At 68.5% G+C, this 23,942-nt stretch carries 23 protein-coding genes; 15 read left to right on the top strand and 8 right to left on the bottom strand.

The window, feature by feature from the left end; all coding sequences use genetic code 11:
• Positions 1-49: 49 nt before the first annotated feature.
• Both azoR2 and M6E97_RS13050 read left to right on the top strand, forming a co-directional pair.
• Complete coding sequence (azoR2, locus tag M6E97_RS13055) at positions 50-658, top strand: FMN-dependent NADH-azoreductase AzoR2 (protein WP_023875472.1); 609 nt, start codon at positions 50-52, stop codon at positions 656-658.
• Positions 659-764: 106 nt separating this feature from the next.
• Positions 765-1,031: a hypothetical protein gene (locus M6E97_RS13050; RefSeq protein ID WP_003088334.1), complete on the top strand. Its 267-nt coding sequence runs from the start codon at positions 765-767 to the stop codon at positions 1,029-1,031.
• Positions 1,032-1,116: 85 nt separating this feature from the next.
• Here the strand turns inward: M6E97_RS13050 and M6E97_RS13045 are convergent, their stop codons facing one another.
• Positions 1,117-2,706: an ABC-F family ATPase gene (locus M6E97_RS13045; RefSeq protein WP_003111315.1), complete on the bottom strand. Its 1,590-nt coding sequence runs from the start codon at positions 2,704-2,706 to the stop codon at positions 1,117-1,119.
• A 304-nt stretch (positions 2,707-3,010) separates the two neighbouring features.
• Here M6E97_RS13045 and M6E97_RS13040 point away from each other — a divergent pair, with 304 nt between their 5' ends.
• On the top strand, positions 3,011-3,346 hold the full coding sequence (locus M6E97_RS13040) for a hypothetical protein (protein WP_003119150.1): 336 nt from the start codon (positions 3,011-3,013) through the stop codon (positions 3,344-3,346).
• A gap of 129 nt (positions 3,347-3,475) precedes the next feature.
• The gene (locus tag M6E97_RS13035; protein WP_003139776.1) at positions 3,476-3,847 is read left to right on the top strand and encodes a 5-carboxymethyl-2-hydroxymuconate Delta-isomerase; all 372 of its coding nucleotides are present in this window, start codon (positions 3,476-3,478) and stop codon (positions 3,845-3,847) included.
• Positions 3,848-3,867: 20 nt separating this feature from the next.
• On the opposite strand, the gene M6E97_RS13030 is transcribed toward M6E97_RS13035, so the two are convergent.
• Complete coding sequence (locus tag M6E97_RS13030) at positions 3,868-4,368, bottom strand: hypothetical protein (RefSeq protein ID WP_003139775.1); 501 nt, start codon at positions 4,366-4,368, stop codon at positions 3,868-3,870.
• A 184-nt stretch (positions 4,369-4,552) separates the two neighbouring features.
• Here M6E97_RS13030 and M6E97_RS13025 point away from each other — a divergent pair, with 184 nt between their 5' ends.
• Together M6E97_RS13025 and M6E97_RS13020 are read left to right on the top strand one after the other, a co-directional pair.
• Positions 4,553-4,786: a hypothetical protein gene (locus tag M6E97_RS13025; protein WP_003111311.1), complete on the top strand. Its 234-nt coding sequence runs from the start codon at positions 4,553-4,555 to the stop codon at positions 4,784-4,786.
• Positions 4,787-4,877: 91 nt separating this feature from the next.
• Positions 4,878-5,225: an I78 family peptidase inhibitor gene (locus tag M6E97_RS13020; RefSeq protein ID WP_033939590.1), complete on the top strand. Its 348-nt coding sequence runs from the start codon at positions 4,878-4,880 to the stop codon at positions 5,223-5,225.
• Positions 5,226-5,291: 66 nt separating this feature from the next.
• Here M6E97_RS13020 and M6E97_RS13015 read toward each other — a convergent pair whose 3' ends face one another.
• Entirely contained in the window at positions 5,292-5,531 is a 240-nt protein-coding gene (locus M6E97_RS13015) for a hypothetical protein (RefSeq protein WP_003088496.1), read from the bottom strand.
• A 235-nt stretch (positions 5,532-5,766) separates the two neighbouring features.
• A complete protein-coding gene (gene brnQ / locus M6E97_RS13010; RefSeq protein WP_009877851.1) occupies positions 5,767-7,080 on the bottom strand; it encodes a branched-chain amino acid transport system II carrier protein in 1,314 nt (437 codons plus the stop codon).
• A 527-nt stretch (positions 7,081-7,607) separates the two neighbouring features.
• On the opposite strand from brnQ, the gene M6E97_RS13005 reads away from it, so the two are divergent.
• From M6E97_RS13005 to nahK, 5 genes are all read left to right on the top strand, one after another.
• On the top strand, positions 7,608-9,311 hold the full coding sequence (locus M6E97_RS13005; protein WP_003139773.1) for a phosphoethanolamine transferase: 1,704 nt from the start codon (positions 7,608-7,610) through the stop codon (positions 9,309-9,311).
• Positions 9,312-9,387: 76 nt separating this feature from the next.
• Positions 9,388-11,715: a pyrroloquinoline quinone biosynthesis protein PqqF gene (gene pqqF / locus M6E97_RS13000; protein WP_052154487.1), complete on the top strand. Its 2,328-nt coding sequence runs from the start codon at positions 9,388-9,390 to the stop codon at positions 11,713-11,715.
• 266 nt (positions 11,716-11,981) lie between these two features.
• The gene (locus M6E97_RS12995; protein WP_003139769.1) at positions 11,982-13,181 is read left to right on the top strand and encodes a porin; all 1,200 of its coding nucleotides are present in this window, start codon (positions 11,982-11,984) and stop codon (positions 13,179-13,181) included.
• A 102-nt stretch (positions 13,182-13,283) separates the two neighbouring features.
• Entirely contained in the window at positions 13,284-14,447 is a 1,164-nt protein-coding gene (gene nosP, locus M6E97_RS12990) for a nitric oxide-sensing protein NosP (RefSeq protein WP_003139768.1), read from the top strand.
• Entirely contained in the window at positions 14,377-17,022 is a 2,646-nt protein-coding gene (gene nahK, locus M6E97_RS12985; RefSeq protein ID WP_079381538.1) for a hybrid sensor histidine kinase/response regulator NahK/ErcS', read from the top strand. Before nosP ends, nahK begins: the two co-directional genes overlap by 71 nt.
• 1 nt (position 17,023) lies before the next feature.
• Here the strand turns inward: nahK and M6E97_RS12980 are convergent, their stop codons facing one another.
• Positions 17,024-17,887, bottom strand: coding sequence for a DMT family transporter (locus tag M6E97_RS12980; protein WP_003113465.1), 864 nt, complete (start codon positions 17,885-17,887; stop codon positions 17,024-17,026).
• A 9-nt stretch (positions 17,888-17,896) separates the two neighbouring features.
• Positions 17,897-18,562 carry a response regulator AgmR gene (gene agmR, locus M6E97_RS12975; RefSeq protein ID WP_003107754.1) on the bottom strand — a complete coding sequence of 222 codons (666 nt, stop codon included), beginning with the start codon at positions 18,560-18,562 and terminating at the stop codon, positions 17,897-17,899.
• A 515-nt stretch (positions 18,563-19,077) separates the two neighbouring features.
• Between agmR and M6E97_RS12970 the strand changes: the two genes are divergently transcribed.
• The 3 genes from M6E97_RS12970 to M6E97_RS12960 are packed head-to-tail and all read left to right on the top strand — an operon-like array spanning position 19,078 to position 20,567.
• Positions 19,078-19,218 (top strand): hypothetical protein, encoded by a 141-nt coding sequence (locus M6E97_RS12970; RefSeq protein ID WP_003088510.1) that lies wholly within the window; start codon positions 19,078-19,080, stop codon positions 19,216-19,218.
• Positions 19,219-19,226: 8 nt separating this feature from the next.
• Positions 19,227-19,877 carry a sensor histidine kinase gene (locus tag M6E97_RS12965; RefSeq protein WP_003139766.1) on the top strand — a complete coding sequence of 217 codons (651 nt, stop codon included), beginning with the start codon at positions 19,227-19,229 and terminating at the stop codon, positions 19,875-19,877.
• 12 nt (positions 19,878-19,889) lie between these two features.
• A complete protein-coding gene (locus M6E97_RS12960; RefSeq protein WP_003160135.1) occupies positions 19,890-20,567 on the top strand; it encodes a response regulator transcription factor in 678 nt (225 codons plus the stop codon).
• Positions 20,568-20,593: 26 nt separating this feature from the next.
• Here M6E97_RS12960 and M6E97_RS12955 read toward each other — a convergent pair whose 3' ends face one another.
• Positions 20,594-21,241 (bottom strand): pentapeptide repeat-containing protein, encoded by a 648-nt coding sequence (locus M6E97_RS12955; protein WP_003139757.1) that lies wholly within the window; start codon positions 21,239-21,241, stop codon positions 20,594-20,596.
• A 53-nt stretch (positions 21,242-21,294) separates the two neighbouring features.
• Complete coding sequence (gene exaA, locus M6E97_RS12950; protein WP_003088524.1) at positions 21,295-23,166, bottom strand: quinoprotein ethanol dehydrogenase; 1,872 nt, start codon at positions 23,164-23,166, stop codon at positions 21,295-21,297.
• A 312-nt stretch (positions 23,167-23,478) separates the two neighbouring features.
• Between exaA and pedF the strand changes: the two genes are divergently transcribed.
• Entirely contained in the window at positions 23,479-23,916 is a 438-nt protein-coding gene (gene pedF / locus M6E97_RS12945; RefSeq protein ID WP_003088533.1) for a cytochrome c-550 PedF, read from the top strand.
• Positions 23,917-23,942 lie beyond the last annotated feature (26 nt).

The following is a 23,942-nucleotide window of genomic DNA, read 5'->3' as shown; positions in this document are numbered from 1 at the left end:
CAAACCACTCGATCGCCACACTGCGATCCCCCACTTTCAGGAGCGAGACATGAAACTTTTGCATATCGATTCCAGCATCCTCGGCGACGCCTCCGCTTCCCGCCAACTGAGCGCCGAGCTGGTCCAGGCCTGGCGGCAGAACGAAGACGGCCTGGATGTCAGCTACCGCGACCTGGCCGCCGACGCGGTGGCGCATTTCTCCGCCCTGACCCTGGCCGCCGGCAGCACCCCGGCGGAGCTGCGCGATGCCGCGCTGAAGCATGAAGCCGCAGTGGGCGAAGAAGTGCTGGAAGAGTTCCTCGCCGCCGACGTCGTGGTCATCGGCGCGCCGATGTACAACTTCACCATCTCCAGCCAGCTCAAGGCCTGGATCGATCGCATCGCGGTCGCCGGCAAGACCTTCCGCTACACCGAGAACGGCCCGGTTGGCCTGGCCGGCGACAAGAAGGTGGTGATCGTCTCCACCGCCGGTGGCGTGCATGCCGGCCAGCCGACCGGCGCGGCCCACGAAGGCTACCTGCGCACCGTGCTGGGCTTCTTCGGCATCACCGATATCGAAGTGGTTCGCGCCGAAGGCCTGGCCTATGGCGAGGAGCCCCGCGCCCAGGCCATCGCCGCCGCCCGCCGGCAGATCGCCGGGCAGTTCGCCGCGGCCTGATCCCCGCGTCATCGGAAAACCCCGCTTCGGCGGGGTTTTCGCGTTGTGCGCAGCGGCGCGCTGCGTGTAGATTGGCCGGACAATTACAAGCACAAGGAACCGGCCTGTGAGCGCGTGTTACTGCCGCAACTGCGGCGCCCGAGCGACCCGTCTCGTCGAAAACGGCATCTGCGAAGCCTGCAAGCGGCGCTCGGACATCAATCCGAAGAACGTCCTGATCGCCGCCGCCCTGATCGTCTACATCGGAGTGAACGTGGCTGCCTACATCAAGGACCACCCGCCCCGCGAGCTGACCGCCGAACAGCGCGAGAAGATCGCCGAGGGCCAGCGCCTGGCGACCCGCGCGGCGATGATGGCCGGCTACGTCGACTGAGTCGCGCTCCCCATAGGCCCTGCGCGTCCATGTCGGAATGAAAAAGCCCCGCGGATGCGGGGCTTTTGCGTTGCGCGACGGGGACTCAGACGATCACGCCCTGGCTGCGCAGGTAGTCGTCATAGCTGCCGCTGAAGTCGGTCACGCCGTTCTCGCCCAGCTCGATGATGCGGGTAGCCAGCGAGGAAACGAATTCGCGGTCGTGGCTGACGAAGATCAGCGTGCCCGGATAGTTGTCCAGCGCCAGGTTCAGCGCCTCGATGGACTCCATGTCCAGGTGGTTGGTCGGCTCGTCCATCACCAGCACGTTGGGACGCTTGAGGATCAGCCGGCCGAACAGCATGCGGCCCTGCTCGCCGCCGGAGATCACTTTTACCGACTTCTTGATCTCGTCGTTGGAGAACAGCATGCGGCCGAGGGTGCCGCGCACCAGTTGTTCGCCGCCCTGGGTCCACTGGGCCATCCAGTCGAACAGGCTCATGTCGTCGGCGAAGTCGTCGGCATGGTCCTGGGCGAAATAGCCGACGTCGGCGCTGTCGGTCCATTTCACCTCGCCGCCGTCCACCGGCAGGTCGCCGACCAGGCAGCGCAACAGGGTGGTCTTGCCGATGCCGTTGGGGCCGATGATGGCGACGCGCTCGCCGGCCTCGACCTGCAGGCTCAGGCCTTTGAACAGCGGCTTGCCGTCATAGCCCTTGCTGATGTTTTCCACGGTCACCGCCTGGCGGTGCAGCTTCTTGTATTGCTCGAAGCGGATGAACGGGCTGACCCGGCTGGACGGCTTGACCTCTTCCAGCTGGATCTTGTCGATCTGCCGGGCGCGGCTGGTGGCCTGCTTGGCCTTGGAGGCGTTGGCCGAGAAGCGGCTGACGAAGGATTGCAGCTCGGCGATCTGCGCCTTCTTCTTGGCGTTGTCCGACAGCAGGCGCTCGCGGGCCTGTTCGGCGGCGGTCATGTACTCGTCGTAGTTGCCCGGGAACAGGCGCAGCTCGCCGTAGTCCAGGTCGGCCATGTGGGTGCAGACGCTGTTCAGGAAGTGCCGATCGTGGGAAATGATGATCATGGTGCTGTTGCGCGCGGTGAGCACGCCTTCCAGCCAGCGGATGGTGTTGATGTCCAGGTGGTTGGTCGGTTCGTCGAGCAGCAGCACGTCCGGGTCCGAGAACAGCGCCTGGGCCAGCAGCACGCGCAGCTTCCAGCCGGGGGCGACGGCGCTCATCGGGCCGAAGTGCTGCTCCAGCGGGATGCCCAGGCCGAGCAGCAGCTCGCCGGCGCGGGACTCGGCGGTGTAGCCGTCGAACTCGGCGAACTGGACTTCCAGCTCGGCCACCGCCATGCCATCTGCCTCGCTCATTTCCGGCAGCGAGTAGATGCGGTCGCGCTCGGCCTTCACCGCCCAGAGTTCCTCGTGGCCCATGATCACCGTATCGATGACGCTGAAGTCCTCGTAGGCGAACTGGTCCTGGCGCAGCTTGCCCAGGCGCACGTTGGGTTCCAGCATGACCTGGCCGGCGCTCGGCTCCAGGTCGTTGCCGAGGATCTTCATGAAGGTCGACTTGCCGCAACCGTTGGCGCCGATCAGGCCGTAGCGGTTGCCGTTGCCGAACTTGACGGAAACGTTCTCGAACAGCGGCTTGGCGCCGAACTGCATGGTGATATTCGCGGTGGAGATCAACTTCTTTACCTATAGAGGACTTACGCACGCCTGGACCGTGGCGATACCGGTCTGCTACCGGTTCTCGGCTTTCCGCTGCGCTCCATCTGGAGCATGGGTCGATCCTGCGGGCATTCGTGGAGTGCCGCAGCCAGCGTCATGACGTGGCTGTAGCGCGATGAAGGCGGGGTGTGATGCCTGGCATTCGGCGAATTGTCTCACAGGTGCGCCTGCCGTTGCATGACAGCGTACGCCGAAGCGGTTTTTCCCGCCGCCCGGCAGGTGGTAGAGTCCCGTCTTCCGCTCATCCGCAAAGGACTCCCCGATGAAGCCCGCTGTTCTCCCCGCGTTGTTGGTTCTGTCGCTGCTGGGCGGTTGCGGGGATTCATCGTCGGACGGAAAGGCCGCTTCCGGGCCGCTGGCGTTGCACTGCGGAGACTTCGGCAAACTCGAGGTGATCGACGGTTTCGCCAGTCTCAAGCTGCCCGACGGCAGCAGCGTCCAGTCGCTGGGCGGCGATGTCCGCAGCCTCGCCGATGGCCAGGCGCTGAGCGCGATTTCCTATAGCGACGGTTCGGTCCTGTACCGCCAGGCGGGCGACACGCCCGGCTACCTGTACACGCCGGCCAAGGGCCAGCGGCAGGCCTGCGAGACGCGCTGATCCGCGCCATCTACGCGCGGGCTTTCGCGGCCGCCGGGTTGATCTGAGCCACGCAGGCGCAGGCCGGCTGTCGCATCGCTCGTCGAGCCGCTAGAATCCCGCTCTCCATTCCCCGCAAGGCCCGCCAGCATGCCGCATCTCGTTATCGAAGCCACTGCCAACCTCCGCCTCGAAACGTCCCCCGGCGAACTGCTGGAGCAGGCCAATGCCGCGCTGTTCGCTTCCGGGCAATTCGGCGAGGCGGACATCAAGTCGCGCTTCGTCACCCTGGAGGCCTACCGGCAGGGAACCGCAGCGGTCGAGCGCGCCTACCTGCATGCCTGCCTGTCGATCCTCGACGGGCGCGACGCGGCGACCCGCCAGGCGCTGGGCGAGGTGCTGGGCGAGGTGCTCGCCGGAGCGGTGGCGGGCGGCGGCGAGGAGGGCGTGCAGGTCAGCGTCGAAGTGCGCGAGATGGAGCGCGCCAGCTACGCCAAGCGCGTCGTCGCCCGGCAGCGCTGAGAGACTGGCGCGCGCCTGGCTCAGATCCAGGCGTTCAGCGTCGCGCCGGCCTGCGTCGGGTCCTCTTGCCGTCCCGGCGCCTGGCCGTTCTGCATGGCGATCATCTCGCGCATGCGTTCGCCGATGCCTTTCTCCACCTGTTCGCGTTTCTCCGGCGGCATCGCGTCCAGTTCCTCCTCGGTCAGGCCGAGGCTCTTCAGGACCTGCTCGCGCATCCGCTCGGCGGGCGATTTCTGCATGTACTCCTTGAACTCGTCATAGGCCGACTTGCCTTCGCTGGCGCCGGCAGTGGCATTCGCCTGGTTCTGCTTCAGCGTCAGGTTCAGCTTCGCGAAACCCTCGTCCAGGGCCTGGCGGGCGGACTCCGTGGCGGGATCGGCGGCCTCGTTGCGCAATGGCGTGCCGAGGGCGGGGCGCGGTTTCAGCAGATCGCCGTTGCCGATCTCGGTGCTGGCTTGCCGCTGGTTGTTCGGGTAACGCGCAGACCAGCCGGAAAGGCTGGCGGGACCGATGCTGTTCATGACCTGCCTCCATGGAAATGAATGACCGCCGCTCCGTCGCAAGGGCCGTGCCAGGTCGCCGAACCCCGCGCCAGAGGGCTCGGCGCATGGCGCAGGGCGGGGCGGAGGCAAGCGCTTGCCGCGAACGGCAACGGCGTTCCGCGGTTAGAATGTCCGGCTTGTGCAGCAGGTTGCGAAGAGAGCCATGACCGACACTCCCGACGATCGAACCGGAGATGCTTCCGGCCTGTCGAAGCGCCAGGCATTCCATCGGCAGCACCGGCAACGGGCGGAGGAAGAGGCGCGGCGCCTGCTCGACGCCCGCGCCGAACAGGGCGGCCGCTGGCTGGACTGGGTCGCGGGCCAGCTCTACCTCCTGCGTCCGCCGGAATACGCGGCCATGGTGCGTCGCGAACTGCAGCGCCTGAGCGGCGACTGAAGCTGGCGAATTTGTCAGCGCGGATTGCAGTTTCGCCAGGAAACCCATGCCACTGGTAAGGTGGCGATCCCAGAAGATCAGAGGAGGCGGTATGCCTTTGAAGCAGTTTTCCAGTGCACTCGTTCTCGCGGCCCTGCTCGCCGGTTGCAGCAGCAACGGCGACAGCCCGTCCACCCAAGGCGCCAGCGTAGCCACCGGCAGCGCCAGCGCGCCCGCAGCCACCCCGGCAGCGGACGGCCGTTGCGATGCCAACGCGGTGCAGGCCTATGTCGGTAAGCAGGCTTCCGCGGCCATCGTCGAAGAGGCCCGCCGCGCCGCCGGAGCGGAAGTCGCCCGGGCGCTGCGCCCGCACGATGCCGTGACCATGGACTACAACCCGCGCCGGCTGAACATCGATGTCGACGACACGCTGGTGATCAAGCGCCTGTCCTGCGGCTGACCGCCCAGCCCCGAATACGAAGAAGCCCCGCATCGCGGGGCTTTCTCTTGGCCGTTCGAAAAGGCCTCAGATGGCGGTACTGCGTAGGGCGGCGTTGGACTGGCTGACGGCGGTTTGCGGTTTTTCCTCGAGAATTGCCTGACGCTTGGCCTGGTATTCCTCGAACGACAGGCTGCGCCGGGCCAGGTCTTCCAGCGCCAGTTGCCTGACCTCGTCGCTGCTGTACGGGCGAGAGGGGTTGTAGTCGCTGGCGCAGCCGGCGAGGGCGAGGGAGAACAACAGTACGCTGATGAGTGCCTTGGCCATGACCGGCTCCTGGATTCGCTTTCCTGGGGGAATGGTCGAAAGGCTAACAACCGCGCCGCTGCGCTAGAAATCATCCCGCTCGATAGTGCTTATTCGTTCGGCTGAACGCGGGAAGAAGCGCTGCCGGCGGCGGCAGGCGCCAGCCGGGCCGCGGGGCGGACGCCGCGATTGGCGCCGCCCGCCGGCATGTCCCGCGCTCGGCCGGGAGAACAGGCGGCAGGCCGCTGGGGCCTGCTCAGGCGGCGACTTGCGCAGGCTTGCCCAGCAGGCGGTCTACCAGGCTGCAGGCGGCGAGAGTGGCGATCGAGGGGATCAACCAGGCCAGGCCCTGTTCGGCCAGCGGCAGGTGCAGCAGCCATTGCGGGAAGTCCTGGCCCAGGCCCGCCGCCTTCAGGGCATCGAGCACGCCGAACGCCAGGGAAACCAGCATCACCGGGGCGAGGATGCGCGTCGCCGAATGCCAGAGGCCGATGCAGAAGCTCAGCGCCACCAGCACGATGCACGGCGGATAGATCGCGGTGAGCACCGGGATCGAGACCTGGATCAGCTTGGTCAGGCCGAGGTTGGAAACGATGAAGGAGAACCCTGCCAGGATGATCACCAGGCTGCGGTAGGACAGCGGCAGGCGCTGGCAGAAGTACTCGGCGCAGGCGCAGGTCAGGCCGACCGCGGTGACCAGGCAGGCCAGCGCGATAAGTCCCGCCAGGAACGAGCTGCCGAGGCTGCCGAAGGTATGTTGCACGTAGGCGTGCAGGACTGCCGCGCCGTTGCTGGCGTCGGCGGCGATGGCATGGCTGCCGGCGCCGAGCCGGAACAGGCTGACGTAGACCAGCACCAGGCCGACGCCGGCGATCAGCCCGGCGACGATGGCGTAGCGGGTGATCAGCCGCGGCGACTGCACGCCGCGGGAACGGATGGCGTTGACGATGACGATGCCGAAGACCAGCGCGGCGAGGGTGTCCATGGTCAGGTAGCCGTTGACGAAACCCTGGGAGAACGCGGCCTGGGTGTACTCCGGCTGGGCCGTGCCGATCGGGCCGGCGGGCCAGAGGAAGGCGGCGACGCCGAGAATCGCCAGGGCAAGGATCTTCAGCGGGGCGAGGAAGCGTCCGACGGTGTCCAGCAGGCGACCGGGGTAGAGGGAGATGGCCAGGGCGAGGAGGAAGTACGCCAGGCTGTAGACGAACAGCGCCGTGCCGCTCTCGCCGAGCAGCGGCACCACGCCGACCTCGAAGGACACCGTGGCGGTGCGCGGAATGGCGAACAGCGGGCCGACCGCCAGGTAGCAGACCGCCGCCAGCAGGCCGCCGGCATACCTGCCGATCGGATGGCTGAGGGCGTCGACCGAACCGCCGACCTTGGCCAGGGCGATCACGGTGATCACCGGCAGCCCCACCGCGGTGATCAGGAAGCCCAGCGCCGCCAGCCACACATGGGGGCCGGACTGCAAGCCGACGATGGGCGGGAAGATGATGTTGCCGGCCCCGACGAACAGGGCAAAGGTCATAAAACCAAGCGCCAGGATGTCCCGGCCTTTCAAAGCGTTCATGCTGGAGAGGTACCGCGCTGCTCGAGGAAATTCACAGAAGGGTTTCCCGGGGGGGTAGGGGAAACGGCACTCATCTGGATGGGACGAGCAGGGGAGGCGGCCGCTGTCCTTGTGGGAGCCGGGCCGGAAACTTGGCATGCTAACGAAAATGCCGGGGTCGCGGGATAGACATTGGTCTGGCTGTCCTTTTGTTGAAAAACGACGTCGCAATCAGAACAGTCCGTAGGCACCAGCGCCGGAGCCCTCCGCGTTCCTTGCCGCTTGCTGTCTTCCGCCTGCGTCGGCGGCGCCATGCGGGGGGTATGCCAGCGAACCCGGAAAACGCCCGGAAAGCTTCCCGCGAACTTTTTGCAATCCGGCTGAAAGCCCCGGAAAACAAGGGCTGCGGCGCTTCCGAAGGGTTACGTTTTCTGTAGGTATTCTTCACGAAAGATTGACGGATCGCCGAGCAGACTGCCGCCGTCGTCGAGTGCTGCCAGGGGCAACGCTGCGCACGGCAACCCGGAAGTCAGTGAAGATCCGTGCCCATGTCGAAAGCCCGCGCCGTCCGTCCCGAACTGCTGACCCTGCTGGTCAGCCTCGCCTTCCTGCTGTTCTACAACCTGCCGCTGTGGCAACGCCTGCTGGCGATCACCCCGGCGGGCTGGCAGGGCCTCGGCATGATGCTGGCGGTCGGCCTGATGATCGCCGCGATCTTCAACCTGGCGCTGACCCTGCTGGCGTTCCGCTGGCTGCTCAAGCCGGCGCTGACCCTGCTGATCCTGGCGGCCGCCGGTACCACCTACTTCATGACCCAGTACGGCGTGCTGATGGACGTTGGCATGCTGCGCAACGTCATGCAGACCAACCCGGCCGAGGTCGCCGACCTGCTTTCGCCGAAGCTCGCCGTCTACCTGGCGTTGCTTGGCGCGCTGCCGGTCTGGCTGCTGTGGCGCACGCCGGTGCGCTACCGGCCGTGGCCACGCGAGCTGCTGAGCAAGCTGCTGGTGGCGCTCGCCTGCCTGGCCCTGCTCGCCGGGGTGGCGCTGGCCAATTACCAGGGGCTGTCCTCGCTGTTCCGCAACAACAAGGAACTGCGCCTGCAGGTCACCCCGAGCAACCTGGTCGGCGCCGCCATCGGCTACGCCAAGGGCCAGGCCCAGGCCGCCAGCCAGCCACTCCGGCCGATCGCCGTCGATGCCCGGCGCGCCGACCTGTGGCAGGGCCATGCGCGCAAGTCGCTGACCGTGCTGGTGGTGGGTGAGAGCGCGCGGGCGCAGAACTTCGGCCTCAACGGCTACGCTCGCGAGACCAACCCGCGGCTGAAGGCCGAGGAGGGCCTGATCAACTTCTCCAATGTGCACTCCTGCGGTACCGAGACCGCGGTGTCGGTGCCCTGCATGTTCTCCAACCTGGGCCGCGCGGACTACAGCGACGCTCGCGCGCGCACCCAGGAAGGCCTTCTCGATGTGTTGCAGCGCGCAGGCCTGCGGGTCCTGTGGCGGGACAACCAGTCCGGCTGCAAGGGCACCTGCGACCGCGTCGCCTTCCAGGACCTGAGCGAGAGCAAGGATCCGGCCCTGTGCGCCGGCGGCGAGTGTCATGACGAGATCCTCCTGCGCGACTTGCAGGCCTTCATCGACGGGCTGCAACAGGACACCGTGCTGGTCCTGCACCAGATGGGCAGCCACGGCCCGGCCTACTTCAAGCGTTATCCCAGGGAGTACGAGAAGTTTACCCCGGTCTGCGCCAGCAACGACTTCAGCGCCTGCTCGCGGGACAGCATCATCAACGGCTACGACAACACCCTGCTGTACACCGACCACGTGCTGGCCAGCCTGATCGACCTGCTGCGCAAGAACGAAGAGCGCATCGATACCGGCATGCTCTACCTCTCCGACCATGGCGAGTCGCTCGGCGAGTACAACCTCTACCTGCATGGCACGCCTTACCTGCTGGCGCCGGACCAGCAGAAGCACGTCGGCATGCTGGCCTGGTTCTCGCCCGGCTACCAGAGCGCCTTCGGCCTCGACAGTGGCTGCCTGCGCCAGCGCAGCAACGAGGAGCTGTCCCAGGACAACCTGTTCCACTCGATGCTCGGCCTGCTGGAAGTGCGCACCGGCGCCTACGATCCCGGCCTCGACCTGTTCGCCCCGTGCCGTGCGCCCGAGGTCCTGCAGGCGCTCAAGGCCGACGGCGGACGGGCGCTGTACTCCGAGGAAGCGTCTGGCCAGGAGCCGCCGGCTTCCTGATACGACCCGGCGAAAGGACTATTTCCTTCGCCTCGCGGAAGGGTAAGGTTCAGCCTCGGAACCCGCGAGGACGCCCATGGATCGCCACGCCCAACACCACCCCAGAAGCCGCGCCTGCGTGCTGCCCAACGGCCTGCGCCTGCACCTGGCGCATGATCCGGCGGCATCGCGCGCCGCTGCCTGGCTGCGGGTGGCGGCGGGCAGCCACGACGAGCCGAGCGCGCATCCCGGCCTGGCCCACTTCCTCGAGCACCTGTCGTTTCTCGGTGGCGCGGCGTTTCCCGGCGACGAGCGCCTGATGCCGTGGTTGCAGGTGCGCGGCGGCCAGGTCAACGCCAGCACCCGGGGCAGGACCACCGACTATTTCTTCGAGGTGACGGCGGAGCACCTTGGCGCCGGTCTGGCACGGCTGATCGACATGCTCGCCCGCCCCTTGCTGGACATCGATGCGCAACGGCGCGAGCGCGAAGTGCTCGAGGCCGAATACCTGGCGCGCTCGGCCGACGAGCAGACCCTGATCGACGCGGCGCTGGCCCTCGGCCTGCCCGCCGGACACCCCCTGCGGCGTTTCGCTGCCGGGCGCCGCGACAGCCTGGCCCTGGAGAACGATGCGTTCCAGCGGGCCCTGCGCGAATTCCATGCCGCCCACTATCACGCCGGCAATTGCCAGCTATGGCTGCAAGGGCCGCAGACACTGGACGAGCTGGAGAGGCTGGCGCAGCGTGCCTGCGCCGACCTGCCGGGGCGCGCGCCAGGCGCGAGTCCGCCGCCGCCGCCGTTGCTGCCCTTCGCCGGCGAAGCGCTGGCGCTGCGCCTGCCGGGACCGCCGCGGCTGGTGCTGGGCTTTGCCCTCGACGCTTTGCGGGGGGCCGACGAACAGACCCTGCTGGCGTTCGCCGAATTGCTCGGCGATCGCTCGCCGGGTGGGTTGCTGGCGGCACTCGGCGAACAGGGCCTGGGCGAATCGGCGGCGCTGCGGGTGGTTCATCGGGACGCGCGGCAGGCGCTCCTGGCGTTGACCTTCGAACTGTTCGACGGCAGCGCGGCGGCGGCGCTGGAGGCGGCCTTTTTCGACTGGCTGGGCGCCCTGCGCGACGATGCCGCCAGCCTGCTGGCGGCGCGCCGGCCGTTGCTGGCGGAGCCCAGTGCGCCGCTGGAGCGACTACGCCAGCGCGTTCTCGGCCTGCCGGCGGAGATTCGCCCGGCCTGCCTGGACGCGCTGCGCGCCGACCGCTGCCTGCGGCTGCACCTGGACGGCGAACTTGACGGCGCCGAAGCGCGCTGGTCGGCGGGCTTCCGCCTGAGCGTGGCGCCGGTTGCCGCAGCGCCGCCGCTGACCGCGCAGCGGCATGCCTGGCGCTTCGAACTGCCGTTGCCGCCCAGTGCCGCCGCCGAGGGCGCGCTGTTCCTGCGTTGGCGCTTTCCCGGTGTGCCCGCACGGTCACGCTTCCTGGCGCTGCGCCAGGCGTTGCGTCCGCTGTGCGGCCAGGCGCGCCTGGGGGGAGTGGAGATGGGCCTGGAGGCGCTCGGCGAAGACTGGTCGCTGAGCCTGCTCGGTCCGCGCGATCGCCTTGAGGCAGCCGTGCGCCCGGCCCTGGCCCGGCTCCTCGCGGCGCCGCCCGACTGGCGCGCGAGCGGCGAGCGTCTGTCCTCCGCCGAGCGGCGCCGCAGCGCCACTGGCCTGCCGATCCGGCAGTTGCTGGACGCCTTGCCCGGCCTACTCGGCGAGCCGCTGGCGGAGGACGACGACTGGCGGCGGACGCGCTGGGACGCCTTGGTCATGCAGGCCGCGATGCCAGATCCCCGATGGATGCCCGGCCAGGCTGCCGGCGAGCGCCTGGCGCCTCTGCCGCCGAGGCCCGGACGGCATCGCCGCGAACTGGCCATGGACGGCGAGTCGGCGTTGCTGCTGTTCTGCCCGCTGCCCTCGCCGGAGGTGCCGATGGAGGCGGCCTGGCGCTTGCTGGCGCGCCTGCACGAACCGGCCTTCCAGCGGCGCCTGCGCGACGAGCTGCAACTGGGCTACGCGTTGTTCTGCGGCTTCCGCGAGGTCGGCGCCCGGCGCGGCCTGCTGTTCGCCGCGCAATCCCCGCGTGCCTGCCCGGAACGCCTGCTGGAGCATATGGAAACCTTCCTCCAGCGCTCCGTCGAGGCGCTCGCGCAACTGCCGGCGCAACGCCTGGCCGGCCTGCGCGAAGCCCTCGCCGACGACGTGCGCCGAGCGCCGGGTAGCTTCGCCGAGCGAGCACGGCGCGCCTGGGCGGAGCACCTTGGCGGTGGCGCCGGTCGCTCCCGGCTGCTCGCCGAGGCCGCCCTCGGCCTGAGCGGCGACGACCTGCTCGCGGCCCAGGCCCGGTTGCTGGAGGCGCGCGGCGGCTGGTGGGTGCTTTCCAGCCGGCGCTGAAGCGAGCCACGCGGTAACTCGACGACAGCCTTGCCGGCGTCACTGCGGCGTTAGGTCGAAAGCCGCGCTGCTTCGGTGGCGCTCCCGCCGCGACCAAGGTTGCGCTACCGCCGGAGGAGCGCTGCCCGCGCCTTGCGCAGCGGCACCCACGCCCACCATGAAGAAGCGTCGAAGCAGGCCCAAGGAAGCGTATGGCCGGGCTTTCCCGGTTTCGATAATCGGCTCCGCCACGACCGGCCCGGTCGTTTCACCTCGCGGAGTGCGCCATGAACAAGAACAACACCGCCGTTCGCCGAATCCTGCCGCTGACCCTGGCCTCGCTGGGTGCCCTGGGCGGCCTGCAACCGGCCGCCGCCGATATCCTGCTGTACGACAAGGACGAGACCACCTTTTCCACCGACGGCTACTTCAACGCCTTCTACGTCAACAGCGACGTCGACCGCCAGGGCGAGACCTACGATCGCCGCCAGTCGCGGGTGAAGATGGGATTCCTGCCGAACTACATCGGCTTCAACTTCGGCAGGAAGGTCGACGAGCTGAGCCTCGGTGGTCGCGCTTCCTTCTGGGTGACCATCAACGACAGCGAGACCGACGGCACCGATACCGCCATCGACGTCCGTCAGTTCTACGGCACGGTCGCCGGCGACTGGGGCGAGGTGCTGATCGGCAAGGACTTCGGCCTGTTCTCGCGCTCGAACATCTTCCTCGACGAACTGCTGGCCGGTTTCGGCAACCCCAGCGACACCCTCGGCCTGGTGGACGGCAAGGGCGTCTCCTTCGGCAACATCGGCACCGGCTATCCGTACCCGTTCCCCACCTCGCAGATCACCTACCGCAACAACGACCTGCTGCCCGGCCTGCGCATCGCCGTGGGCATCCTCGACCCGATCGACTCCAACCAGATCGACAAAGACGCCAGCGACGGCCTCGACGACAAGGCCTACCAGGACAACCCGCGCTACGAGAGCGAGGTCAGCTACCAGTTCGACCTGGCCGGGGCGCAGGTCTACAGCTGGATCAACGGTGGCTACCAGACTTCGAAGAACACCAGCGACAGCGTCGACAGCGTGACTTCCAAGGGGGTCGGCTATGGCTTGCAGGTGAAGATGGGCGGTTTCTCCGTGACCGGTTCGGGGTTCACCGCCAAGGGCATCAATCCGTTCTTCACCAACAACGCCGGCGAAGCCGCGCTGCGCGAAGTGGACAGCCGCGGCGCATTGCTGCAGGGCTCGTATTCATGGGGCAAGAACCGCCTGGCGCTGTCCTACGGCAAGACCGTCGACGACGGCAACGGCCTGGGTTCCGCGGCCGACTACGAGAGTCGCGGCATCGCCTATTTCCGCACGATCAACGACAACCTCAAGCTGGTCGCCGAGCTGAACCGCTACCGGATCGACGGGCGCGACGGTGCCGCGCTCGACGAGGACACCGACACCGTGGCCCTCGGCGCCGTATTGAACTGGTGATACCGCTACTTTCGAAGGACCCCGCCGCGACCCAAGTAGGATAGGGGCCGCGGCGGCGCCCTTCGTAGAATGCTGGCGAGGCGGAACGACGGGGGAGCGGGCATGTACGAAGGGCAGGGGGAAGGGGTCTGCAGGGGCATGTCCAGCGCGCGCGACGTCGAAGTGGTGGCCCAGGACCTGGCGCGCCAGCTTATCCATCCGCACCTGGGCTTCGTGCTGTTCTTCTGTTCCGCGGAATACGACCTGCCGGCCCTCGGCGAGATGCTCGAACGCTACTTCGGCGGCATCGACCTGGTCGGCTGCACCACCGCCGGCGAGATCACTCCGGCGGGCTACGGGCGCGGCTGCGTCAGCGCGGTGGGCTTCGACGTGCGCAGCTTCGCCATCAGCAGCGCGCTGATCGACGAAATGGAGCGCTTCAGCCTGCTGGACGCGCAGCAGATGGTCGAGACCCTGGTGGCCGGCTGTCGCCGCGGCGGCCTGGCGCCGATCAAGGACCACAGTTTCGCCCTGACCTTGCTCGACGGCCTGTCCAGCCGCGAAGAGGTGGTGCTCGCCGCGCTTGGCGCGGCGCTCGGCGCGATCCCGCATTTCGGTGGCTCGGCCGGCGACGACCGGCACCTGACCCACACCCATGTCTACCACCAGGGCCAGTTCCATACCGGGGCGGCAGTGGTGGTGCTGGTCAACACCTGGTTGGACTTCGAGGTCTTCACCACCCATCACGTGGTGCCGCGCGCCGAAAAGTTGGTGGTGACCCGCGCCGACAGCGGCAGCCGGCGGGTCCACGAACTCAACGCCGAGCCGGCGGCGCTGGAATACGCCCGGCTGGTCGGGGTGGCGCCGCAGGCGCTGGATTTCGCCCTGTTCTCCGCGCATCCGCTGGCGGTGCGGGTCGACGAACGCTATTACGTGCGCTCGATCCAGCAGGCCAACGAGGACCTGAGCCTGACGTTCTACTGTGCGGTGGAGAACGGCATCGTTCTCACCGCGATGAGCACCGGCCCGCTGTTGCCCAACCTGGAGGCGCAGTTCCGCCGCCTCCACGAGCGCCTCGGACCGCCGTTGCTGACCATCGGTTGCGACTGCTTCCTGCGGCGCCTGGAGCTGGAGGTCGGCGGTGACACGCAAGCGACCGCCGCGTTTCTCCGCAGCCAGCAGGTGATCGGCTTCAACACCTACGGAGAGCAATTCAATGGCATGCATATCAACCAGACCTTCACCGGGGTCGCCATTGGCCGACCCCGCGGAGGTGTCCGTCGCTGAGCTGCAGGCGCGGGTCGTCGCCCTCGAAGAAGAGCGGCACAAGTTGCAGCGGATCAACCAGGCGCTGATCGGACGCATCGAGTCGAGCGCCGCGCAGAGCGACGAGGCCTACGGCGCCTTCCAGTATTCCGTGGTGCTGGCCGAGCAGGTCCGCGAGCGCACCGACGCGCTGAGCCAGACGATGCTCGAACTGAAGGCCAGCAACCAGTTGCTCAGCGACGCTCGCCTGCGTGCCGAGACCGCCCACCAGCATCTGCTCGACGCCATCGAAAGCATCTCCGACGCCTTCGTCCTGTTCGATCCGCAGCAGCGCATCGTGCTGTTCAACGAGCGCTTCCGCGCGCTGTGGGTCGACAGCCGGGCGCGGATCGGTCCTGGCATGCGCCGCGCCGAACTGCACCGGCTGGCGCGCAGCGGCGGGCTGATCGTCGAGGAACAGCGCGGCGGCGACCAGCAGACCCTGTATCGCCTGCGCGACGAGCGCTGGCTGCGGATGAGCGAACGGCCGACCCGCGACGGCGGGCTGGCGGTACTCTACAGCGACGTCACCGAGATCAAGCTCAGCGAGACCGCGCGCCGCGAGCAGGCGCTGGCGCAGAAGTCGCACCTGTTGCAGCGGGCGGTGGACAACCTCTCCCAGGGCGTGGCGATGGTCGGTGCCGACGGCGTGCTGGAGTTGTGGAACCGGCGCTTCCTGGAACTCTGCGGGCTGGCGCCGATCGCCGGGCACCGGGCCTTCGCCGAAGTCATGGCGGAGAGCGAATTGCCGTTGCTCACGCCGTGCAGCCAGGACTCCCAGGGGAGTCCGCTGAGCGCCCGCGAGCAGCGCCTGTTCGATGGCCGGGTGCTGGAGATCCGTACCCATGCGCTGCCCACCGGCGGCTTCGTCAACACCTTCACCGACATCACCGAACGCTATCGCCACGCCGAGGCGTTGCGCGCCAGCGAGCGCTGGATCCGCCTGATCACCGACCAGGTGCCGGCGCTGATCGCCTATCTCAGCGACGAACTGGTCTACGAATTCACCAACAAGGTCTACGAGGAGTGGTACCGCTGGCCCAGCGGCTCGATGCTCGGCCGCTGCCTGCGCGACGTGCATGGCGCCGAGCACTGCCGGCGCCTGGAACCGTACTTCGAGCGGGCCCTGGCCGGCGAAAGCGTGACCTTCGAGATCGCCGAGACCGCGTTGTCCGGCGAGGAGCGCTACATGCAGCGCTCCTACGTGCCGAACCGCCAGGCCGACGGCCGGGTCGCCGGGCTGTTCGTGCTGATTCGGGATATCACCGAGCGCCGGCGGACCGCCGAGGCGCTGCACCAGGCCTACCAGAACCTCGAACAGCGGGTGCGCGAGCGGACCGCCGAGCTGACCACCCTCAACGACCAGTTCAAGCGCGAGATCCACGAGCGCAGCCAGGTCGAGGCGCGCCTGCGCGAGGCCAAGCGCGAGGCGGAACAGGCCAACCTGTCGAAGACCAAGTTCCTCGCGGCGGTCAGCCACGACCTGCTGCAACCGCTGAACGCCGCGCGGCTGTTCACCAGCGCCTTGCAGGAGCGCGGCAGCGCGGCGCCGGACAACGAGGCGCTGGTGAACAACATCAGCCATTCGCTGGAGGACGTGGAGAACCTGCTCGGCACCCTGGTGGACATTTCCAAGCTGGACGCCGGCGTGATCACCCCGGACATCGCCCCGTTCGAGCTTGGCGAACTGCTCGGCAACCTGGCCGCGGAGTACCGCCAGGTAGCCGCCAGCGAAGGGCTACGCCTGGACTTCGTGGCCTGCGGGGCGCTGGTCCGCAGCGACCAGCAACTGCTCGCGCGAATCCTCCGCAACCTGCTTTCCAACGCCATCCGCTATACCCCGCGAGGGCGCGTGCTGCTGGGTTGCCGCCGGCATCGGCAGCGCCTGTCGATCGAGGTCTGGGACACCGGGGTGGGCATCGCCGCCGACAAGCTCGGCGAGATTTTCCAGGAATTCAAGCGCGGCGAGTCGCAGCGTTGCCACCAGGACCGCGGGCTCGGCCTGGGATTGGCGATCGTCGACAAGATCGCCCGCATGCTCGGCCACCGGGTCCGGGTCGGCTCGCTGCCGGGCAAGGGCTCGTGCTTCGCCATCGAGGTACCGCTGGCCCGCCATGCCCCGCGCAGTCGCGCCGAGCCGCTGGCCAGCGCGGACGACCTGCGCGAGCGCCTGCGTGGTTCGCGGGTGTGGGTGCTGGACAACGATGCGGCGATCTGCGCCGGCATGCGCACGTTGCTCGAAGCCTGGGGCTGCCGGGTAGTGACGGCGCTGTCGGAGGAAGACCTGGCGCGACAGGTCGACAACTACCATGCCGAGGCCGACCTGCTGATCGTCGACTATCACCTCGACGACCAGCGCAACGGCGTCGACGCGGTCGCCGCGATCAACGCCCGGCGCGGCTCGCCGCTGCCGGCGCTGATGATCACAGCCAACTACAGCAACGAACTCAAGCAGCAGGTTCGCGAGCTTGGCCATACCCTGATGCACAAGCCGGTGCGGCCGATGAAGCTGAAGACCGCGCTCTGCCACTTGCTGGAGCGCGAAGCCTCGGTCTGATTCAGGCGCCTTCGCGTGCCGCGCGGCCCAGGCGCGGGGCGAGGATCAGGGCGATCCCGCCGAGCACCGCCAGGGTCGCCGGCGGCAATCGCGGGGCGAGCGGCTCGCCGAGCAGCAGGGCGCCGCAGAGGGCGGCGAGCACCGGCACGCTGAGCTGCACCGAGGCGCCCTGGATCGCCGTCAGCCCCGGCAGTGCGCTGTACCAGACGGCGTAGCCGAGGCCGGAGGCGAGGGCGCCGGAAAGCAGGGCATAGGCCAGTCCGGCGCCGTCCAGCCGCAACTGCCCGTGGAATGCCAGGAGCAGCAGGGCGGCGAAGGCAAGGGCTCGGAGGAAGTTGCCGGCGCTGACCGCCAGCGGATCGCCGCCGCCGCGGCCGAGCAGGGTATAGAGGCCCCAGGCGAGGCCGGACAGGAGCATCAGCAGGGCACCGCCCAGCGGCGGCGCGCTGGCTCCGGGGAGCAACAGGAACAGCAGGCCGCCCAGGGCCAGCAGGAAACCGAGCAGCGCCTGTCCGCCCAGCCGTTCGCCGCGCAGCAGGCCGGCCAGCAGCAGGGTGACCTGCACCGCGCCGAACAGCAGCAGCGCGCCGGTGCCGGCGTCCAGCTGCACGTAGGCGTAGGAGAACGCGGCCGCGTAGACGAACAGCGCCGCCGCCCCGCGCCAGCCGCCGCGCGCGGGCGTGGCCGGGCGCCGGCGCAGATGCAGCAGGACGGCGAGCATGAGGGCGCCGGAGAAGAGACGCAGGGCGGTGAAGCTGACCGCGTCGATGGCGGTGTCCTTCAGCGCCGCGCGGCAGAGCAGCGAATTGCCGGCGAAGGCCAGCATCGCCAGGACAGTGAGCAGCAGGGTACGGCGGTCGGGCATCGGCGGGTCTCAGCGGCGCAGGTAGGCGGCGAAGTCGATGTCGCCGGCGCTGAGGATCGCCTGGACCCGGTTGTGTACCTTGAGCTTGCGCAGGATCGCCGAGACGTGCGCCTTCACCGTGGTCTCGGCGATGTCCAGGTTGTAGGCGATCTGCTTGTTCGACTCGCCCTTGGTCATCCGCTCCAGCACCAGCAGCTGCTTGCGGGTCAGGGCCTGGAGCAGTTCCGGGGAGATGCCGTGTTCTTCGTGGCCGCTGCGTCGCGGCGAACTCTTCTGGGTGCGGATCACGTCCGAGGGCAGGTAGACGTTGCCGTTGAGGATCTGCTCGATGGCTTCGGTCATCTGCGCGCGTGGCGAGGACTTGGTGATGAAGCCCACCGCGCCGTAGGTGATGGCCTGTAGCACCACCTGCTTGTCCTGCTCGGCGGAGACGATAACCACGGGAATGGTCGGGGCCTCGTTGCGCAGGTTCATCAGGCCGTTGAGGCCGTGCATGCCGGGCATGTTCAGGTCGAGCAGGATCAGGTCGAGGTCGTCGTGTTCCTGGGTCAGGCCCAGGGCGCTGTCGAGGTCGGCGGTTTCCATCACTTCGCTGCCGGGGAATCCGTCGGCGATGACATTGTGGATGGCCTCGCGGAACAGCGGGTGGTCGTCGGCGATCAGGATCTTGTACATGGCCTGCACCTCGTTATTGTCGTTATGGGCGGCTGGTGGCGGCTCGGGGCACGCGGGCGGATGCGAATGCGCTCACGGTAGCAGCCGTGGGCGCGATAGCCCAGCGGGCGGGCGTTCCGCCGCGCGCTGCCGGGGACGCGTCGCGGACGGTCGGCAGCCGGGTAGGCGGAGAAGGCGAACTCGGTACTGCGGCGGGACCGCCGCAGGGTAGTCGGGCGCTACGCGGGGCAAGGCAAGGCGGGGCATGGCGGCTTCTCGTCGTTTCTTCTTGTATGCGTCATTACAGGGCAGGCGCGCTGCTTTGGAAATTCGACGTCCGGAGGGGTGAACCAGTACCAAAGTAGCAGGACCAGGCGCTTGCGCAGCGCTCCTGCTGCATCGGCGGCGCCCGCAAGGGCGGCTGGAGGCGGGTGGCCGCGCAAAAGTAGCGGCCCGGCAGTACCAAGGTAGTAGCACGCCGTGGCTCCGCGCGTCCTAGCATGTCTCGACAACGACAATGGACAGGAGTCGCCGCCATGCGCATCGCCGTCACCCTGGTGTTGCCCATCCTGCTGATCCTCAGCCTGCTCGGGTTCGATTTCCTCTATTCCCGCCACCTCGGCCAGGAAAGACCTGCCGCCTGCGCCGTCGGACAGGCCTGTCGGATCGCCCCCTGAGCCACGCCATGGATGACCTGCGACCCGCCGGCCCGGCGGAGTACCGCTGGCTGCTCGCCGTGCAGGAGCGCGAGCGGCGCTTGCTGGCCCAGGCGGTGCATGACGATATCGGCCAGTACCTGACGGGCATCCGCACCCAACTGTTGTTGCTGCGCTGCACGGCAGGCGCCGGGCAGCCGGCGCTGGCACGCCTGGAGCGCTACTGCCAGGGGCTGGACGACAGCTTCCGCGCGTTGCTGCGCGGTCTACCGCCGCCGGCCCTGCAACGCCAGTCGCTGGACGAGGCGCTACGCGCCTGCGTGGCGGACTGGCAGGAAGGCCAGGGCATCGCCTGCGAGCTGCGCCTGGGCGGTCCGCTGCCGCCCCTGGATGCGGCGGCCGGGACCCATCTCTACCGCCTGTTGCAGGAGGCGCTGAACAACGTCGCCCGGCATGCCGGCGCCAGCCGCGTGCGGATCCGCCTGCAACGCCGTGGCGGCTTTCTCTACCTGAGCGTACGCGACGACGGTCGCGGCTGCGCGGCGGACCCGGCACCCGGCTTCGGCCTGGACTCGATGCGCCAGCGCGCGCGCTGCCTGGGCGCTGAACTGAGCCTGCGCAGCCGTCCCGGACAGGGCCTGGCGTTGCGCCTGCGGATGCCGCTGGAACGCGGCGACTGAGAGGAGAGGACGATGAAGATCCTGCTGGTGGACGATCATTTCGTGGTCCGCGAAGGGCTGGCCGCGCTGTTGCGCGGGCTGCTCCCCGACGTGGAGGTGAGCGAGGCCGGCGATGGCGAAGAAGCCTTGCAGGCGGTGCAGCGGGAAATTCCTTCGCTGGTCATCGTCGATCTCGGCCTGCCGGGCATCAGCGGCCTGGAACTGACTCGCCGGCTGCGCCAGCGCCTGCCGCAGTTGCGTGTGCTGTTCTTCAGCCTCCACGACGAACTGGCCCTGGTGCGCCAGGCGCTGGATGCCGGTGCCCGCGGCTACGTGACCAAGCGCGCGGCGCCGACGGTGCTGCTGGAGGCGATACGGCGAGTGCTCGCCGGCCAGCTCTATCTGGAGCAGCCCCTGGCCACGCGCCTGGCCTGCCAGTCGTGGGAAGAGCAGGGCGGGGCAGCGTTGCGCGGGCTGACCCGTCGCGAGTTCGAGATCTTCCGCCTGCTCGCGCGTGGCCTGGCCCTGCGCGAGGTGGCCGAGCACCTGGGGGTAAGCGCCAAGACCGTGTCCAACCATGTCAGCCTGCTCAAGCAGAAGTTGCAGGTGAGTACCCAGGCGGAACTGGTGCACCGGGCCATCGACAGCGGCGTGCTGCGGCTGGGCCTGCCGCTGCCGCTCGCCGAGGAGGCTCGCGGCAGCCTCGGCTAGGGGCGCCGTCGCTGCTGTCCGGCGCTTCACTGCCAGCCCGCGGGGCAATCCTTGCAACCCTGCATGTTGCTGCCCTGGAAGTTGCCGAAGCGCACCTTGCTGCCGCGCAGGTCGGCATCTTCCAGGTTGGCCTCGGCCAGCTTGACTTCCTGCAGGTTGGCGTCGCGCAGGTCGGCGCCCTTGAGATCGGCGCGGGACAGCCAGGTCATCTCCAGGTCGGCGGCGCGCAGCGTGGCCTGGTGCAGGCGGCCGCCGCTGAGACGGGCGAACTCCAGGTAGGCGGCGGTGAGGTCGGCGCCTTGCCACTGGGCGCCCTGGGCGAACAGGCCCCAGGCCTGGATCGCCACCGCCCTGGCGCCGGAGAGGTCGGCGCCGCGCAGGTTGGCTTGCTGCAGGCTGGCGCGGGTGAGGTCGGCACCACGCAGGTTGGCTTTTTCCAGGTTGGCCAGGTCGAGCCTGGCGTGACGCAGGTCGGCGCCGGAGAGATCGGCGCCGGCCAGGTCGATGCGGCCGAGGTCGAGGTTGCGCAGGTCGGCGCCGCGCAAGTCGGCCTTGGCGCAGCGCGCGCCGGGCTCCAGGCGGCAGCCGGCGATGACGCGGACGTCGTCGATGTCGTCGGCGGCCTGGGCCAGGCCGGCGCCGAGCAGGGTGGCGCAGAGGAGGAAGGTCTTCATCGGGATACTCCGCAGGCGGGGAAAGCCGCGCCTCGCAGGGCGCGGCGCGGGGATCAGCGGCTGGCGGTGCGGTTGTCCCAGCTGGGCAGCTTGAATACCCAGAAGGAACCGCCCTGGGCCACCGGCCGGGTCAGGTCGGCCATGTCGCCGCCCCACAGCGGCACGGCGCCGCCGTAGCCGACGGTCACGCCGAGGTACTGCTCGCCGTCCTGTTCCCAGGTGATCGGTGGCGAGACGATGCCGCTGCCGGTCTGGAATTTCCACAGCTCCTTGCCGCTCTTCGCGTCGAAGGCCTTGAAGTAGCCGTCGCCGGTGCCGGTGAACACCAGGTTGCCGGCGGTGGCCAGCACCCCGGCCCAGAGCGGCAGGTGTTCCTTGTGTTCCCAGACCACCTTGCCGCTGACCGGGTCCATGGCGCGCAGGCTGCCGACGTGGTCGTCGTACATGCGCTTGATCCGGAAGCCCATGCCAAGGTAGGCGCTGCCCTTCGTATAGCTGACCTCCTCGGTCCAGTAGTCTTCCTTCCAGTGGTTGGCCGGCACGTAGAACAGGCCGGTGTCCTGGCTGTAGGCCATCGGGTTCCAGTTCTTGCCGCCGAGGAACGGCGGCGATACTTCCACCGCCTTGCCATGCTTCTGCCCCGGTTCCGGCAGCGGCGGGCGCTGGCCCTCGCGCTCCACCGGGCGGCCGGTCTTCAGGTCGATGTGGCTGGCCCAGGTGATGTTGTCGACGAAGGGGAAGGCGTTCTGCAACTTGCCGTTGCTGCGGTCGACCACATAGAAGAAGCCGTTGCGGTCGGCGTGGGCGGTGGCCTTGACGATCTTGCCGTCCTTGGCCTTGTAGTCGAACAGCACCAGTTCGTTGTTGCCGGAGAAGTCCCAGGCGTCGTTGGGGGTGTGCTGGTAGAACCACTTCACCTCGCCGCTGCTCGGGTCCACCCCGACCTGGCCGGAGGTGTAGAGGCTGTCGTAGTCGTGCGGGTTGCCGCCCTTGGCGGTGCGCGCCCAGGTGTTCCACGGGCCGGGGTTGCCGGCGCCGACGATGATGGTGTTGGTCTCGGCGTCGAAACTGGCGCTCTGCCAGGGAGCGCCGCCGCCGTGGCTCCACGACTCGACCTTGCCGGTCGGCGAGTTGCGATCGTCCGGCCAGGAGGGCGCCTTGACGTCGCCGGTCACCGTGCTGTCCTTGCCGTTCAGGCGGCCCATGTGGCCTTCGACGAAGGGACGCATCCAGATTTCCTCGCCGGTATCCGGATCGCGGGCGAACAGGCGGCCGACCACGCCGAACTCGTCGCCCGAACTGCCGTGGATCAGCAGGACCTTGCCGGTCTTGCCGTCCTTCACGATGGTCGGCGCGCCAGTCATGGTGTAGCCGGCGCCGTGATCGGCGAACTTCTTCTTCCACACCACCTTGCCGGTGTTCTTGTTCAGCGCCACCACCGAGGCGTCGAGGGTGCCGAAGAACACCTTGTCGCCATAGATCGCGGCGCCGCGGTTGACCACGTCGCAGCACGGGCGGATGTCGTCGGGCAGGCGGTGGTTGTAGGTCCACAGGCGCTTGCCGGTCTTCGCGTCGAGGGCGAACAGCCGCGAGTAGGAGGCGGTCACGTAGATCACGCCGTCGCTGACGATGGCCTGGGACTCCTGGCCGCGCTGTTTCTCGTCGCCGAAGGAGTACGACCAGGCCGGGGTCAGCTTGAACACGTTGTCGGCGTTGACCTGCTTGAGCGGGCTCCAGCGCTGGGCGTGGGTGCCCATGCCGTACTGCAGCACGTCGCCGGTGGTCTTGTCGTCGTTGGCGATGTCCTCCCAGGTCACATCCTTGGCCAGCGCGGCGCCAGCGCTGCCCAGGGCGACGGCGAAGGCGAGGCAGTGCAGGCTCGGGCGCAGGAGGCCGGCAGGGGCGGGTGAGGTTCTTGTTGTCATGATCGGGTTCCCGTTTGGAGTGAGGGTCGAGAAACGGCAGGCCGCTGCTCGGGCCGCGGCGGCTTCATGGTGGAAGCGGGGCGCGCCGACGGGAACGGAAGATCGCCCGATTCGGCCGGGAAGACTTCCCGGACGGGGCATGACTTGGACTTGCTGCCAAAGCCCCACGTTAGGCCTTCCGAGGCTCTACTCCGAAGGGAGTAGGCGAGGACGCCCAAAGCAGGATTCGGGCGCGCGGCGGAGCTTCCTAGGATGGCGATGAGCGCCGTTTGGCGCCCGTGCCTTGTCCTGTCTCCCCGGAGGAATGAAGTGATGAACAAGAACAACGCCTTGCGCGGCCTGCTGGTGCTGGCCGGTCTCAGCCTCTCGAGCCTGGCGCTGGCCCACGGCGATGTGACCCCCCAGGCAGTGGACACCAAGGGACTCGAGCCGCTGGGCAAGGAATGGCGCGACACCAACCCCTACCGCGAGCCCTACGCCAAGCACGACCTCGCCGTCGAGATCGGCGCCTCCGCCTACAACCAGAACTGCGCGCGCTGCCACGGCCTGGAAGCCAAGTCCGGCGGCATCGCCCCGGACCTGCGCCTGCTGGAGACCGGCGCCGAGGGCGACGAATGGTTCAAGGAGCGGGTCATCAACGGCGCGGTGCGCGATGGCGCGGTGTACATGCCGAAGATGGCCGACTTCATCAGCCAGGAAGGCCTCTGGGCGATCCGCAGCTATCTGGAAAGCGTGCACGTCGACGAGTGACGCGCCCGACCCTTCGCCGCCGACCG

The sequence above is a fragment of the Pseudomonas sp. B111 genome (genome assembly GCF_026428275.1).
In the GTDB taxonomy this organism is placed as follows: Bacteria; Pseudomonadota; Gammaproteobacteria; order Pseudomonadales; family Pseudomonadaceae; genus Pseudomonas; species Pseudomonas aeruginosa.
Note: the sequence above shows the minus strand (reverse complement) of the source record. Positions and strands in the feature narration are given on the sequence as shown.

Coding starts and splice junctions, on each gene's coding strand:
- azoR2 (WP_023875472.1), top strand. CDS start 50: ATGAAACTTTTGCATATCGATTCCAGCATCCTCGGCGACGCCTCCGCT.
- M6E97_RS13040 (WP_003119150.1), top strand. CDS start 3,011: ATGAAGCCCGCTGTTCTCCCCGCGTTGTTGGTTCTGTCGCTGCTGGGC.
- M6E97_RS13035 (WP_003139776.1), top strand. CDS start 3,476: ATGCCGCATCTCGTTATCGAAGCCACTGCCAACCTCCGCCTCGAAACG.
- M6E97_RS13030 (WP_003139775.1), bottom strand. CDS start 4,368: ATGAACAGCATCGGTCCCGCCAGCCTTTCCGGCTGGTCTGCGCGTTAC.
- M6E97_RS13025 (WP_003111311.1), top strand. CDS start 4,553: ATGACCGACACTCCCGACGATCGAACCGGAGATGCTTCCGGCCTGTCG.
- M6E97_RS13020 (WP_033939590.1), top strand. CDS start 4,878: ATGCCTTTGAAGCAGTTTTCCAGTGCACTCGTTCTCGCGGCCCTGCTC.
- M6E97_RS13015 (WP_003088496.1), bottom strand. CDS start 5,531: ATGGCCAAGGCACTCATCAGCGTACTGTTGTTCTCCCTCGCCCTCGCC.
- brnQ (WP_009877851.1), bottom strand. CDS start 7,080: ATGAACGCTTTGAAAGGCCGGGACATCCTGGCGCTTGGTTTTATGACC.
- M6E97_RS13005 (WP_003139773.1), top strand. CDS start 7,608: ATGTCGAAAGCCCGCGCCGTCCGTCCCGAACTGCTGACCCTGCTGGTC.
- pqqF (WP_052154487.1), top strand. CDS start 9,388: ATGGATCGCCACGCCCAACACCACCCCAGAAGCCGCGCCTGCGTGCTG.
- M6E97_RS12995 (WP_003139769.1), top strand. CDS start 11,982: ATGAACAAGAACAACACCGCCGTTCGCCGAATCCTGCCGCTGACCCTG.
- nosP (WP_003139768.1), top strand. CDS start 13,284: ATGTACGAAGGGCAGGGGGAAGGGGTCTGCAGGGGCATGTCCAGCGCG.
- nahK (WP_079381538.1), top strand. CDS start 14,377: ATGGCATGCATATCAACCAGACCTTCACCGGGGTCGCCATTGGCCGAC.
- M6E97_RS12980 (WP_003113465.1), bottom strand. CDS start 17,887: ATGCCCGACCGCCGTACCCTGCTGCTCACTGTCCTGGCGATGCTGGCC.
- agmR (WP_003107754.1), bottom strand. CDS start 18,562: ATGTACAAGATCCTGATCGCCGACGACCACCCGCTGTTCCGCGAGGCC.
- M6E97_RS12970 (WP_003088510.1), top strand. CDS start 19,078: ATGCGCATCGCCGTCACCCTGGTGTTGCCCATCCTGCTGATCCTCAGC.
- M6E97_RS12965 (WP_003139766.1), top strand. CDS start 19,227: ATGGATGACCTGCGACCCGCCGGCCCGGCGGAGTACCGCTGGCTGCTC.
- M6E97_RS12960 (WP_003160135.1), top strand. CDS start 19,890: ATGAAGATCCTGCTGGTGGACGATCATTTCGTGGTCCGCGAAGGGCTG.
- M6E97_RS12955 (WP_003139757.1), bottom strand. CDS start 21,241: ATGAAGACCTTCCTCCTCTGCGCCACCCTGCTCGGCGCCGGCCTGGCC.
- exaA (WP_003088524.1), bottom strand. CDS start 23,166: ATGACAACAAGAACCTCACCCGCCCCTGCCGGCCTCCTGCGCCCGAGC.
- pedF (WP_003088533.1), top strand. CDS start 23,479: ATGAACAAGAACAACGCCTTGCGCGGCCTGCTGGTGCTGGCCGGTCTC.